A 13,063-nucleotide genomic window follows, 5' to 3' on the forward strand; every position below is an offset into this window, starting at 1 on the left:
CCGATCGCCTCACCGCCATCGCGATGAAGATGGCAGTCGATGCCGCGCCGAGATGCGGCATCGATCTGATATCACATTACGTGGAGATCGTTTCGTCGCTTACTGTTGCGCAGGTGCGGCTTTCTGAATCTTATCCTGGACTTTCTTAACGAGTACAGGATCCTTCTTTGCAGCCGTTAGAATTGCGTTGTATTCGTCTACCGACATCCCAGGAGAGGTCTGAACGGCCTGCACCATCTGCTTGCTTGCCTCGGTCTGCAGCTGTTGTTTCGCGGTCGGATCCTGTGTCGCGCCGATCTTGGCCGAATATTCCTGCCTGATCTTATCCACCTGGAGATAAGCGACCGCAAAAGCCTCTATTTTTTGATCGCTGACCGTGGGAGCGGCAGCATTGCTATCGGGCTGTTGTGCTTGAGCAGGCTGCTGCTCTTGTGTTGCTTGCTGTGCGAAGGCTTGATTGCTGAGAACCATCAGGCTCAAGGCTGCAGCGGTCAACGATACAGCGGGCATATGACGAATCATCATCTCAATTCCTCTTGGTCGTGCGGGGGGAACACCTCTTTGATGGCGTAGAGCGAAATTTGGCGTACCATATTGGATTCAGCCGCCGGTTACGGTCGAGGAACGATCCGGCGGCAATGTGGCCGTCAAACGTTTTCTATGAGGCAATAGCATGGCGATCCCCTGACCATGACGCGGCAGCTTCATGGCGATTGCTTATCGCGTATCCATGACGTCATTGGTCTAAAGAATCGGTCGGTGTGACAGGCGGACCGCTGACTACACGGCCACCACGCCTCTCCGCGAGACGAAGCAGCCGTGATCTTTGTCCCTCATCGGGGATGGGTGACGATTTCGACCCAGTTCGCGCGATGTCGACGGAATAATAGTCGATTAGCATGAGCACGCCATTTGACTAGTCATGGCATGGACGAATGTCTGGCAAACAGACATGTGTAGATGCAAGCATTGCCGAGGTGGCCATCATCTCGATAAAAATTCGAGACGGCAAGCTAATCACGAGTATCTTCCCCCCGCAAAGCGGGATCGCCAGCATTGCCGACGATCGTTCGCATGTGCCTGGCTGAGCCTCACGCGGCCTTGGCCGCCTCGATGATCTTTGCGAGCGCTGCCAGTTCCTCCGGCGTCAGATCGGTCAGCGGTGGGCGCACAGGACCTGGATCCTTGCCGAGAACATGCAAGCCGGCCTTGATGATCGAGACCGCATAGCCCTTCTTTCGATTGCGCAGGGCGACGAACGGGAAGAAGAAGCCCGTGAGGATTTCATCGACCGTTGCCTGATCTCCGCCCCGCAACGCGCTGTAGAAACGCTGGGCAAGCGCGGGAATGAAATTGAAGACGGCGGAGGAATAGGTCGTGACGCCTGCGGCGAAATAGGCTTGGGCATAGACTTCATGGGTCGGCATGCCGCCGACATAGACGAGACGGTCCTTGAGGGTCGTGGTGATCTCGATCACCTTGTCGACCTCACCGACCCCGTCCTTGTAGCCGATGAGATTGGGGCACTCGTCGGTAAGCCGTGCGATGCTGTCGGTGCTGAGCACCGCATTGTCACGGTTGTAAACGATGACGCCTATTCCGACGGATTGGCATACAGCCTTGACATGAGCGATCAGGCCGGCCTGTTCGGCGAACATGAGATAAGGCGGCAGGAGCAGCAGACCGTCCGCCCCCGCCTTCTCGGCTGCCTTGGCGATCTCGATGGCAAGCGACGTGCCATAGCCCGTGCCTGAGATGATCGGCGTATTGCCCGCGGATGCCTTTGCGGCGCGAACGACCTGCGGGATTTCGGCGGGGTTGAGGGAGAAGAACTCGCCGGTTCCGCCGGCGGCAAAAAGAGCGGCGGCATCATAGCCTGCCAGCCACTCGACATGGCGGCGGTACTTCGCCTCGTCGAATTTCAGGTCGCTGTCGAAATGAGTGACGGGAAAGGACAGCAGACCGCTGCCAACCGCCTTTTTCAGTTCAATCGGGTTCATATCGGAATCCTGTTATCGATTGGTAGGGGCGATGGGTCTCAGGCGCCTTCGAGTGACTGGACGAGGGCGGCGATGTAGCCGTAGCAGAAGGCGAAGGCGACGCCGGTCGGGTCCCGGCCGCTGATGGTCGGAACATGATCGGGCATCAGCATGTATTGGTAGCCGACCTCCTTGTAGACCTTCGCGGAGCGGACCATGTCCATGTCGCCCTCATCCGGGAAGGTCTCCATGAAGGAGAGCTTGCCACCGCGAATGTTGCGGAAATGGACGTTGAAAAGCTTGCCGCGCGTGCCGAACCAGCGGATGATGTCATCGATCTCCTCGCGCGGATTGTCGAGCATCTCGCCGACCGATCCCTGGCAGAAATTCAGCCCGTGATAGGGGCTTTCACGCATCAGCACGAACTTCTTCAAGCCTTCCACGGAGCCGAGCACACGCGTGACGCCGCGATAACCCGGCGGTGTGTAGGGATCATGCGGGTGGCAAGCGAGGCGGACGCGATTGCTCTCCGCCACGGGCACAACCCGCTCCAGGAAATAATCGATGCGCTCCCAGTTCTCGTCTTCCGACAGGACGCCGGCAAGGCCGGGGGCGGCGTGGTGGTCCGCCTTGTCCCAGCGGAAGCTCGCATTCATCGAACCGCCGCGTCCAGGCTCTTCCGGCGTGCGCGGTATGCCGATGAGATTGAGATTGTATTTTGCCGCGGGGATGCCGGCCGCCGCCACATCTTCGATGAGCTTGCAGACCGCATCGATCTGGCGATCGCGATCCGGTCCGGCAAGTAGAATATCAGGATAGGATGCCTTTTCGATCGGTTGAGACGGCAAGGGAAGCTGGATCATATCCAGAATCAGCCCGAAACTCTCGACCTTGTCGCGAAGGCGCTCAAGATCGGATAGCGTCCAGCTCTCCGGCTTTCCCGGCGGGTCCGCACATATATGCTTCAGCCCCAATTGCGCGAAAACGCGATAATCGTCGTCGTCGCGCGCCTCGACCTGTGTTCCTACATACACCGAGCGTCTCTCCCGTGAGATTGATCCGTATCATATGACATAATATGAATTCTTAGAGGTGTCGAGAGCTATTGCCGCTCCGTGAGGAGGCGACACGCGCAATCGCTGATATCGAGCCGCCCCATCTCCGGCCTTATCAAATGCCACCCCATCTGGTACCTTTTACCGCCAAGCCACATGGCAACCGATCGATTGCCCGTTACGCCAGCTTCAGGCAACCCGGGTCTCATGTCGCCACTTTTGACCTCCGCTCATTCGCATCAGGTCATCCGCCTGGCCTTGCAAGCCATGCCGATTTTCGATAAATCATAATATGACATATAGACAACATCATACGTATTACATCGCACTCCCGGGAGGAGCCATATATGCGATCGCGTGCTGATCATGAAGGACGGGACCTTCGTCGATGAACTGACTAAGGCGGATTTGAAGGCCGGCACCACGCCTATACGCGCGAACTCTTCGAGGCGAGTTCCCTTTAAGTGGGCGTGACCGATAGCCGATCGCTCCATCTTCACGCGAAGGCAAATCGTCATCCGATTCCTATCGTGATCGTGATTACGATTTTCGTGGCCATGATTTTTCTACAACGGAATGCGGAAGTCCGAAGGACAGGTTGATGTAGGGCCATTCGCCTCGTTTCGATATGGTCCATGATGATGGTGGGTTTGCATTCATCATATGATCCTGTAATCGAAGACGGATGATGCACAAGTTTCTTGCTCTCCTCTTGATCGGTCTCACGCTTTCCGCATGCGAGCAACGCGGCACAGAGGCCGTGGATTGCCCGTCGCAAACCCCAAATCTGGAAGCTATGGGTCCCAATGGCGTGTATGAGTTCCGCGAGGATTGTGATCCCCATGCCTTGACATGCATCGATCCCAACAAGAAGGCGCGAACGGGTGACGGTACCGTCATCTGCAGGATCCGTAAGCAATAGGCGCCGTTGCCGGAACTTCGGAACGTCTGAGGACCATATGACCGAAGTCTGGGCGTTCAGATGGCACGCCCAGACGCAGCGCATCGAACATGTGTCGAAACAGCGGCGGCGACGAAATACGTTTATTGCAGCCGTGGCCTCAGGTGCCGGGAATTGGCTCCCAGGCAGAATTGCCGGTCCTGGAGAATTGAGGAATATGAGCGAGGCCCTGAATGAGGTCGCAATCGGATCCCAGCGTCTCCTGCCAGTCTCGGGCCTCGGTCAGGATAACGCCAATGCCGACAACTTCGGCTCCCGCCTTGCGCACCAATTCCAGCGAACCCTTGAGGCTTGACCCCGAGGCGACCACGTCGTCGACGACAAGCACGCGCTTGCCCTTGAGAAGGGGGATCGCGGCGCGGTCCAGCAGCAGGCGCTGCTCGCCCTTGGAAGTGATCGAGGAGATGCGTTGTTCCAGCGCATTTGCCAAATGGATCTTCGGCGACTTCTGCAGGACCACATAGTTGTCGAGGCCGAGCGCCCGCGTCACTTCAATGGCGACGGGAATGCCGAGTGTCGCCGTACCGACCACGATGTCGGGCTTGAGCGACGCGAACTTGGCGGCAAGCTTGATGCCGACGTGCTCACCGAATTTCACGCCGAGATCGATGACCATCATGAGGGAAATGGCAAAATCCGGTTTGATCGCCACGATCGGCAACTCGACGGCATAGCCGGCAACATCGACCTTCCAGTTCTGCCCGGTTCTAGGGTCCGCGGTCTCAGGGGTCATGGGCCTTATCCTTCATACTGAGGCGCTGCTCGACCATCAGGCCGACTTCTCGCCAGGTTGTTCGCTTGTGTTTCAGATCATACCCGTAAAGGGTGAGGGAAAACGAGATGGCGTGCGCCATGCGGATCGCCTGGACGAGCAGCGGAATGCCGCGTGCCAGCGCAAAACGCAATTTCGTCGGCAGGCTGACATCGTCGATCTCCATGCCGCGAGAACGCTGGGCGTCCGCAATGCGCTCGAAATCATCGCGCAGCATCGGAATGACGCCGAAGGTCAGTGACAGGACGAGCGTGGCGATGGACGGCAGCCTGGCAGCGCTTGCCGCCGCCAATATTTCGCCCGGCGAGCTTGTCTCCATGACGAAATAGAAGGCGGCCGTCGTGGTCACTAGCCTGGCGGCCATCGCCGCCGCGACCGACAAGGCTTCCGGCGTCGAAAGACCCTGCAGCCAGAGATTTATCATCCAGCTCACCATGACCATGCCGGTCAGCAGCGCGGCGCCCTTGAGGTAGCCGCGGAGCCCGGGAACCCTCAAGCTCCATAGAAGGGCCAGGCAGATAAGCGCAAGGGGTACTCCGAACCGCCAGCCCGGGGCAAACCAGGCGGCCATCATGATGATGAAGGCGATTCCCAGCTTGATGAAGAAATTGAGCTCATGAAGCCGCGTCATGCCATGCTCCACGCTGTCATATCGTAGGGTGCTTGCCATCCGAGAGAACCGAAGGTGCCGCTTTCCCAGCCGTCTTCGGGCGCCCCCATGAACGCGATCCTGCCATTGTCGAGGATCATCAGGCGGGTAGCCAGATCGTCGACCAATTCCAGATCGTGCGAGATCAGCATGACCGCCCGCCCCGAAGACTGCATCGACGAGATGAAACGTTCCAGCATTTGCCGGCCTTTGATGTCTCTGCTCAAAAGCGGCTCGTCGATGATGGCAACAAGCGCGCCGGTCGCATCGGCGCAAGCAAGCCCCAGCAATGCTTGCTGGCGGGCCGAAAGAGCAAACGGATTGGCTTCCGCCAGGTCGGAGAGTGCGTATCGCTCCAGCGCTGCCTTGGCGCGCGCAACGACGGCCGGGTCGCTCGACGATGCGCTCGACGCCGTAATGGCAAAGATCACCTCGCCGATTACGGTCATGTTGAACAGGATATGGCGCATGTTCTGGGGAATGTAGGCGATCTTGCGCGCCCTCGCCGCAACAGACCAGTCGTCGGCCTTTGTCCCGTCGAGAAGAATGGAACCCGAGGTGGTTTTCACCAGCCCGAGGATCGATTTGAACAGCGTCGTCTTGCCGGCACCATTGCGGCCGATGAGCGCCAGCACGTCTCCAGCCCGGATATCGAAACTGACGTCCTTCAATACCGGGTTGTCGCGCGATCGGGAAAGCTGGCTCGTCAGACCCGAAACGGTCAACAGCGGGCGACCCGGCTCGACGGTCTGCCGCGCCGGCCGGGCGCGCATCGGCGGCAAAATGCCGGCGTCGATCCAGGCGGCGTCGTGCTTAAGCACCGTCTCCGGCGGCATGCTCGGAGAGACGCCGCCGCGACGCATCAGGGCAATGCTGTCTATTACGGAGCGGAGTGTCAAAGGGTCCTGCTCCGAGACCAGCAGTGTCGGGGTGCTGTCCAGCACTTTCAGCAGGATATTGGACAGCCGCACGCGCGCGGCAGGATCAAGCCCGGTCGTCGGTTCGTCCAGCACCAGAATCGATGGGCTCGAGACGATCGCCGCGGCGATGGTGACCATTCGCCGCTCACCCCCGGAAAGGGTGAGAACCCGACGGCCGCTCAGGGCCTGTAGCTCGAATTCGGCCATCAGTTCGGTCAGCCGGTCCCGAATCTCGTTGCGCTCGATGCCCTTGTTTTCCAGGGGAAAGGCGATGACGTCCTCGACGCAGATATCCCAAAGCTGGTCTTCGCTATTTTGCGACACGAAGCCAATCGTGCCGAACAGTTCCTTCTTTGTGAAGGAAAGCAGCGGGCGGCCAGCAAGCTCCACCTGCCCGGAGAATTCGGCAACTGGAATAAGGCGCGGAATGAGGCCGGCGGCAACGCCGAGCAATGTCGACTTGCCGCTGCCCGCTTCACCACAGACGAGAAGCCGCTGCCCCTCGTCAAGCATGAGATTGGTTTCGGCAAGCACCGGCGCAGCGCCGCCGAAACCGATCGTCAGATTAGCGATATTGAGCACTTGTTGATCCAGATCGGGTTCAGAAGCGCTTGAAACCGGATGGATGCGCACTCTTCAGGATTTTCATGGCCGGGATGATCAGAAGCGGCGTGCCGACAACCATCGGGACGATGTCGGACAAGCCGAGATAGCCAAAACCCCACCAGAACGGGAAAATGCCGAGATAGGCAAGGCTCGCAGACACCGCTGCCACCATAACGAGCCCGACGATAAGGCAGACCACGGCAATCTTGATCAGCCCACTGCGATCGAAGGTCGTCTTGGCAGGATCGAAAAGCAGCCCTGGCACGAGGCCGGTCAGGCCGACCATGATGCCGTCAACAAGAAGCGAATGCGCAGGTATGAAGGTGCCGGCCAGCAGCGACCAGACGATGGTGCCGAGATAGCCGCAAATGAAGCCGCTGCGCCAGCCGAGCAGAATGCCGATCACCGATGGCAGAAAGGCGAAAATGCGCCATTGAATGACGCCAGGCACGAGCTGGATTGGATTGGCATAAGCCCAAAGCACGCCAGTCGCGGCAGCCGCCACGATCGAGAGTACGATAGGAAAGAGTGTATTGCCGTCGGTTTGTGAAACGGTCGCTGGTTGCATGATCTTGGTCCCTTTAAAAAGCAATTTCCAGAAATTCTCGGAAAACCCATTGGATGGTCCTCCGCGATCATTCGGGCGCAGTTTCGCGCTCTCTTATTGACGCATCCGATTACTCAGATCCCGGACTTCATCCAATCACGAACGGAGACCGGGACACCACACTCTACAGACCCTCGGGATCCCCCATAGACTACTGCTTCAGCCCCCTAAAACTCACAGGGACAATGGAGAAAAGGCCAGCGTAACGCGCGGTTTGGAATTGCAGTAGGAATGCAATGCCCGCGCACGGAAGTTCTCTCCAACATTCAAACGACGTATAGGAAATTCAAATCACGAAAACCACCCATGATTGCATATGGAACTTGATCTAGCACACGCAGTATCGGCAGGCCAATCCAATCATGCGCGTCGCGACCAACGAGTGCCACAAAGATAGCTCAGCAAATCATCGGCACCCTGCCTATATTCGCGCGACGTCTTTCTCGGCCATGGAACGTTTCCGCCGGATCCGCGCGATCGGCTTGCTGACCGAAGCGCGATCTTCCGTCCAAGCATCCTTTTCGGTCGCGCCATCCGGCGTCGCCACTCCCTCGATAACATCAAACTGCGGAATGTGGCCCAGACTGGTCACCAGCTTGGCGTCCTCTCCGAGTAGCGTCCGCCAGGAATGACCTTCGGTCAGAATGGCGCCCGCACCAATTATGTTTGCGCCGGCACGACGCACGAGCCTGATCGCCGCCGCCATGCTGGAACCGGTGGCGATGACATCGTCGACAACCAGAACGCGTCTGCCCTGAAGCAGCTTTATCGAACGGCGATCCAGCAGAAGACGCTGTGGCGTTGCGGTCGTGATGGAACGAACATCCTCGACCAAGGCGTCGGCAAGGTGAAATTTGGGTGATTTCTGCAGGATTACATATCGATCGATGCCAAGGCGCCGCGAGACCTCGATGGCGACCGGGACGCCCAAGGTCGCGCTGCCGACGACGATGTCGGGCCGCAACGGCGCAAAATGACGGGCCAGGGCCTCGCCGACGAGCTCTCCGAACTGGATACCCATGTCGATGACCATCAGCAATGCGATTGCTCGCCGATCGCTCAGCTGGACGATCGGCAAGTTGAAATTCTCGCCTGCAACCTGCACCTGATGGGTTTGCGGGGTCTCCAGATACATGCTGCGGCCTTCTTGGCACATTGATTGCATTCAAATTATTGTCTTAATAGACACTAGATCACACAATTTTTACAACCAACAAAATTCGTCCGGTGTGTTTCCTTTTCTTCAACGAGGTATACTTCCGAATGAGCCGACTCCTGTTTTCTCGCTTCGCGCATTACCTCGACGAGATAGCCAACCATGGCTCGATCAGAAAAGCCGCGGAAAGACTGAATGTGTCGGCTTCGGCGATCAACAAGCAGCTCATCAGCGCAGAGGAGGAATTCGGTGTTGCTCTCTTCGAGCGCCTGCCGCGCGGCATGCGGCTGACATCGGCGGGCGAACTGCTCGTCAATGGCTACAGGGAATGGAATAAGGATCTTTCCCGCATCAAATCCGAGATCGAGGAACTGAAGGGACTACGCCGCGGCGAGGTGAAAATCGCGGCTTCCCAGGAAACCGTGCCCGATTTCCTGCCGGCAGTGATAGCGCGATTCACGAAGGACCACCCTCGTATCCGCAATGCGATCGCAGTGGAGGATTCCGATCGCGTGCGACAGCTGGTCAGGGACGGGGACGCAGATTTCGGACTGACCTTCAGCCCCCTGCCCCTGCCGGGGGTCATTGTTACGCGCTCCGCCGATTTTCATCTCATCGCCATGCTGCCCGCAGGCGTAGAGCAGCAGGACAGCATCTCCATCGGCGAATTCTTCAAGAAGCCGACGATCGTTCCCGACACCAGCAGTCATCTACGTGATGTCGTTGATATTGCGGCGGCGCGTATCGACATCCGCTTTCAGCCTGTCTTGACGACCAACAGCTTGTCGCTCATGCGGTCCATGGTCCGCGAGGGCTGCGGTTTCGGGGTGACCGCGATCGCTTCCGGCATGCCCCTCCCGCATGAGGACGGATTGCACTATTCTCGCTTAGCCGACAGCGGCTTGCCGCCAATGATCCTTTCCTTGATCGTTGACCCCAGACGCAGCCTCTCGATGACATCCATCATTGCCCGCAGATATTTCGAGGAATATCTCGATGAGATCGCAGTTCGAGCCGGAAAGGCATCCGCGCATTCATTGGAATAGTCGCTCCCTTGTCTGGACAGGATGATCCTTGCTCGGCGGCGCTATCCATCACGGCGCTATCTCGCCTCCGTCGACCCATTATCAATCAAAGGTGGCAGGCATCGCATTTTTTACTCCAGCTTGAGATGTCAACGCTCATGTCATTTTCGTGAGCGGCAGGCCGGAGCGCTGGCGCGTAACGTTATTCATGCATCGCGGAAGTATTCGGGGGCCGCTAAAGCAAATGTGGCTCAATATATTCGGATTTGAGGCGTCGGGGACACGTCGCCGTTGAAGAAAAGGCAACACACCGAACGAATTTTGATGCTTGCAAAAGTTGCACAAGCTCGCGCCTATAGGGCCAATATCTTCTGCTGCTAATTCTCGAGGTGGCATGGGAATGGCGAATGATTATAGCCCATATGAATCCCATAGGAGAGCACGACCGCAGCTTCGCCTCGTTCGTGCGCAAGAACCGCACTTCGTCGAACGGCAAACGGAAGAAATTCCCATGCCAGAAGCCAAGTCATATCTTTTAAGCACGGTCGACGGAACGATCCGGACGGTGATGCTTCCCGCCGGCAACCGGATCGAGCACATCCGCAAGTTGGTCGGCTCCAGTGGGATCGATATCGTCCGCATCGCGGACTCCCATCTTCTCTATGCCGATAATAACGGCCTTATCGACGGACTTTCCAGCATAGCGGATTTGAAAGATCACCCCTCGCCGCTGGCCGGCAATCTTTTGATCGTCGGCAAGGATGAAAGCGGCAAGACTACAAGCGTCAGTGCCAACATCGACGAGGTCGCTTCCTGGTTCACGATCATTCGTCCGGTTTTCCTGCCCGTTTTCGAAACCGTGCGCGAATCTCAAATTCTCAGCACGCGCGTCATCCGTCTGGATGTTCGCATTGAACGCTCGATCCCGAACATCATAGAATAGGCGCGAGAAGATTTGGCATCGCAGCGCAAATTAGAAATATCTATTATATTTTTCCATGATACCCCGCTGACGGGATGTGAAGAGCATCGCTCGTAAACCTGTTTCCCGATAGCCGCATAACATAATCAGCGCCGCCCTTCCGGCAGATAAAGAGCCTCATTCAGGATCAGACAACGCCGCGCGATCAGCCCAATTCCACAAAGCAAGCTTGTCAGCTCTGGTTTCGAGTGCCATTGGTCTGGAAACGATAAGTGACGACGACAAGCAGCTTTCACATGAGACTTGATGCAATCGATCTGCGGATACTGGACGCCATTCAGCGCGATGGCCGCATCACCAAGCTCGCGCTGGCCGATAAGGTGGGATTGTCGCCGACACCATGCTGGCTCCGCCTTCGAAAGCTGGAAAAGGCTGGAATTATCACCGGTTACCATGCACATCTGGCACTGCGGCGTCTTGCTCCGATCGCCAGCGTCATGGTCGAGGTCACGCTCGCCAATCATCGCCAGGCGGATTTCGAGCGCTTCGAACGAACGGTCGCGGCGACGCCGGAGATCGTTGCCTGCTGGGCCGTCGGCGGTGGCGTCGATTACATCCTGAAGATCATGGCGGCAGATATCGATGCCTATCAGCGTCTGATCGACGACCTCCTAAATCGCGACCTCGGCATCGAACGCTATTTCACATACATCGTGACCAAGACCGTGAAGGAAGAAACGGTGCTTCCCGTCGCCGACCTGCTTTCCCCGGATGCGCCTGGCGGCGAATAGAGAGATTCTCTACAGACACCATTCACTTTAGGTCCTTTCTCTCTTCCAACCGCCAGCAATGGACAATCTCTCGCGGCGTTCCATGGCAGCATCGGGTATCTGGAACGAGAGACCCGACCATGACCGCGCTCCACGCTCGCGCCACCTATCATGAAGCCCTTTCAAGGCTGAACGACCGCCATCTGCTGCGAGATCTTTCCTATATTGCCGGTCGTTGGGTCGCCGGCAAAGCCAATCAAAGCTTCGAGGTCACGGACCCTGCATCGTCCGCGACGCTTGCCTGGGTTGCCAGTCTCGACAGGCAGGAGACCATCGGCGCCATCGATACTGCCGCGCGTGCCTTTGCCGCCTGGCGTTCGCTTCTGCCGCAACAGCGATCAGCGATTCTGCGCAAGTGGTATGAACTCATGCTGGAGGCACGCGAGGATCTGGCGCTCATCATGACGCTGGAACAAGGCAAGCCGCTCGCCGAATCCCGCGGCGAGATCGATTACGCCGCAGGCTTCATCGAATGGTATGCCGAGGAGTCAAAGCGCATCAATGCTGAGAGCGTGACCAGCCATCTGCCAAATGCCGAAATGATCGTGCGCCGGGAAGCGCTTGGCGTCGTCGGCATCGTCACCCCCTGGAACTTTCCTTCCGCCATGATCACGCGTAAGGCCGCTGCAGCGCTTGCGGCCGGCTGCACCGTCGTCGCTCATCCGTCGTCCGAAACTCCGCTATCGGCGCTGGCCCTTGCCGAACTCGGCGAACGTGCCGGGCTTCCGGCCGGTGTGTTCAATGTCGTGACCGGTGATGCCGCAACCATCGTCGGCGCCTTCTGCGACGACCTCCGGGTCAGGGCATTGAGCTTCACCGGCTCGACCGGCATCGGCAAGATGATCGCCGGCCAGTGTGCGGGGACAATGAAGCGTCTTGTGATGGAGCTTGGCGGCCATGCGCCCTTGATCGTCTTCGACGATGCGGATCTCGACCGCGCCGTCGATATCGCTATCAGTGCCAAATTCGCGACCTCCGGTCAGGACTGCCTCGCCGCCAACCGTATCTTCGTCCAGCGCCCGATCATGGACGCTTTCGTTACGGCTTTCGCCAAGCGCATCGAAGCTCTTAAGGTCGGGAACGGATTGGATGGCACCTCCGACATCGGGCCGCTCATGCATGAACGTGCGGTTGCCAAGGTCGAGGAGCAGGTCAGGGACGCCTTGCAGCATCGCGCAAGGCTCGTTACCGGCGGCAAGCGCCATGCGGCCGGCTCCCTCTTCTTCCAGCCGACCCTGCTCGTCGAGCCTGCGCCGGACGTGTTGATCATGCACGAAGAAACCTTCGGGCCGGTCGCAGCCGTCAGCGTCTTCGACAGCGAGGACGAGGTGGTGGCCCGGGCTAACAACACGGAATATGGCCTCGTCGCCTACGTTGTCACGGCCAACGGTGCGCGGCAGATGCGGCTTGGCCGATCGCTAGAATACGGCATGGTGGCCATCAACCGCGTGAAGATCACGGGCGGCCCAATTCCCTTCGGCGGCTGGAAGCAATCCGGTCTCGGCCGCGAAGGCTCCCGCCACGGCATCGAGGCTTTCACCGAGCTCAAATATCTCTGCGTCGACACGACAGCCTGACGCC

Annotated in this window: 12 protein-coding genes and 1 pseudogene; 5 read left to right on the plus strand and 8 right to left on the minus strand. The window is 58.3% G+C overall.

What is annotated here, in order from left to right; translation table 11 throughout:
- Positions 1–99: 99 nt before the first annotated feature.
- From FBZ97_RS17530 to FBZ97_RS17540, 3 genes are all read right to left on the minus strand, one after another.
- A complete protein-coding gene (locus tag FBZ97_RS17530; protein ID WP_113353220.1) occupies positions 100–525 on the minus strand; it encodes a DUF4168 domain-containing protein in 426 nt (141 codons plus the stop codon).
- Between the two features lie 566 nt (positions 526–1,091).
- On the minus strand, positions 1,092–2,000 hold the full coding sequence (kdgD, locus tag FBZ97_RS17535) for a 5-dehydro-4-deoxyglucarate dehydratase (protein ID WP_145321484.1): 909 nt from the start codon (positions 1,998–2,000) through the stop codon (positions 1,092–1,094).
- A gap of 38 nt (positions 2,001–2,038) precedes the next feature.
- The gene (locus FBZ97_RS17540; protein WP_113353222.1) at positions 2,039–3,013 is read right to left on the minus strand and encodes a mannonate dehydratase; all 975 of its coding nucleotides are present in this window, start codon (positions 3,011–3,013) and stop codon (positions 2,039–2,041) included.
- Positions 3,014–3,373: 360 nt separating this feature from the next.
- On the opposite strand from FBZ97_RS17540, the pseudogene FBZ97_RS34740 reads away from it, so the two are divergent.
- Positions 3,374–3,498: pseudogene (locus FBZ97_RS34740) on the plus strand (ABC transporter ATP-binding protein); the annotation flags it as partial.
- A 597-nt stretch (positions 3,499–4,095) separates the two neighbouring features.
- On the opposite strand, the gene FBZ97_RS17550 reads toward FBZ97_RS34740, so the two are convergent.
- The 5 genes from FBZ97_RS17550 to FBZ97_RS17570 form a co-directional block, all read right to left on the minus strand.
- Positions 4,096–4,728, minus strand: coding sequence for a phosphoribosyltransferase family protein (locus FBZ97_RS17550; protein WP_113331104.1), 633 nt, complete (start codon positions 4,726–4,728; stop codon positions 4,096–4,098).
- Positions 4,718–5,398: an energy-coupling factor transporter transmembrane component T gene (locus tag FBZ97_RS17555; RefSeq protein ID WP_145321481.1), complete on the minus strand. Its 681-nt coding sequence runs from the start codon at positions 5,396–5,398 to the stop codon at positions 4,718–4,720. The genes FBZ97_RS17550 and FBZ97_RS17555 overlap by 11 nt, the downstream gene beginning before the upstream one ends.
- Positions 5,395–6,918 (minus strand): ABC transporter ATP-binding protein, encoded by a 1,524-nt coding sequence (locus FBZ97_RS17560; protein ID WP_145321480.1) that lies wholly within the window; start codon positions 6,916–6,918, stop codon positions 5,395–5,397. The genes FBZ97_RS17555 and FBZ97_RS17560 overlap by 4 nt, the downstream gene beginning before the upstream one ends.
- Positions 6,919–6,937: 19 nt before the next feature.
- Positions 6,938–7,510 carry an aminotriazole resistance protein gene (locus tag FBZ97_RS17565; protein WP_113353226.1) on the minus strand — a complete coding sequence of 191 codons (573 nt, stop codon included), beginning with the start codon at positions 7,508–7,510 and terminating at the stop codon, positions 6,938–6,940.
- Positions 7,511–7,970: 460 nt separating this feature from the next.
- Positions 7,971–8,684 (minus strand): phosphoribosyltransferase family protein, encoded by a 714-nt coding sequence (locus FBZ97_RS17570; protein ID WP_145321478.1) that lies wholly within the window; start codon positions 8,682–8,684, stop codon positions 7,971–7,973.
- A 128-nt stretch (positions 8,685–8,812) separates the two neighbouring features.
- On the opposite strand from FBZ97_RS17570, the gene FBZ97_RS17575 reads away from it, so the two are divergent.
- The 4 genes from FBZ97_RS17575 (at position 8,813) to FBZ97_RS17590 (ending at position 13,059) form a co-directional block, all read left to right on the plus strand.
- The gene (locus FBZ97_RS17575; protein WP_113353227.1) at positions 8,813–9,751 is read left to right on the plus strand and encodes a LysR family transcriptional regulator; all 939 of its coding nucleotides are present in this window, start codon (positions 8,813–8,815) and stop codon (positions 9,749–9,751) included.
- Between the two features lie 307 nt (positions 9,752–10,058).
- Positions 10,059–10,673 carry a hypothetical protein gene (locus FBZ97_RS17580; RefSeq protein ID WP_233789999.1) on the plus strand — a complete coding sequence of 205 codons (615 nt, stop codon included), beginning with the start codon at positions 10,059–10,061 and terminating at the stop codon, positions 10,671–10,673.
- A gap of 275 nt (positions 10,674–10,948) precedes the next feature.
- Complete coding sequence (locus FBZ97_RS17585; protein ID WP_113331108.1) at positions 10,949–11,443, plus strand: Lrp/AsnC family transcriptional regulator; 495 nt, start codon at positions 10,949–10,951, stop codon at positions 11,441–11,443.
- Between the two features lie 119 nt (positions 11,444–11,562).
- Complete coding sequence (locus FBZ97_RS17590) at positions 11,563–13,059, plus strand: NAD-dependent succinate-semialdehyde dehydrogenase (RefSeq protein WP_145321476.1); 1,497 nt, start codon at positions 11,563–11,565, stop codon at positions 13,057–13,059.
- Positions 13,060–13,063 lie beyond the last annotated feature (4 nt).

It is taken from the genome of Rhizobium sp. ERR 942 (assembly GCF_007828395.1).
GTDB classification, from domain to species: Bacteria; Pseudomonadota; Alphaproteobacteria; order Rhizobiales; family Rhizobiaceae; genus Rhizobium; species Rhizobium dioscoreae.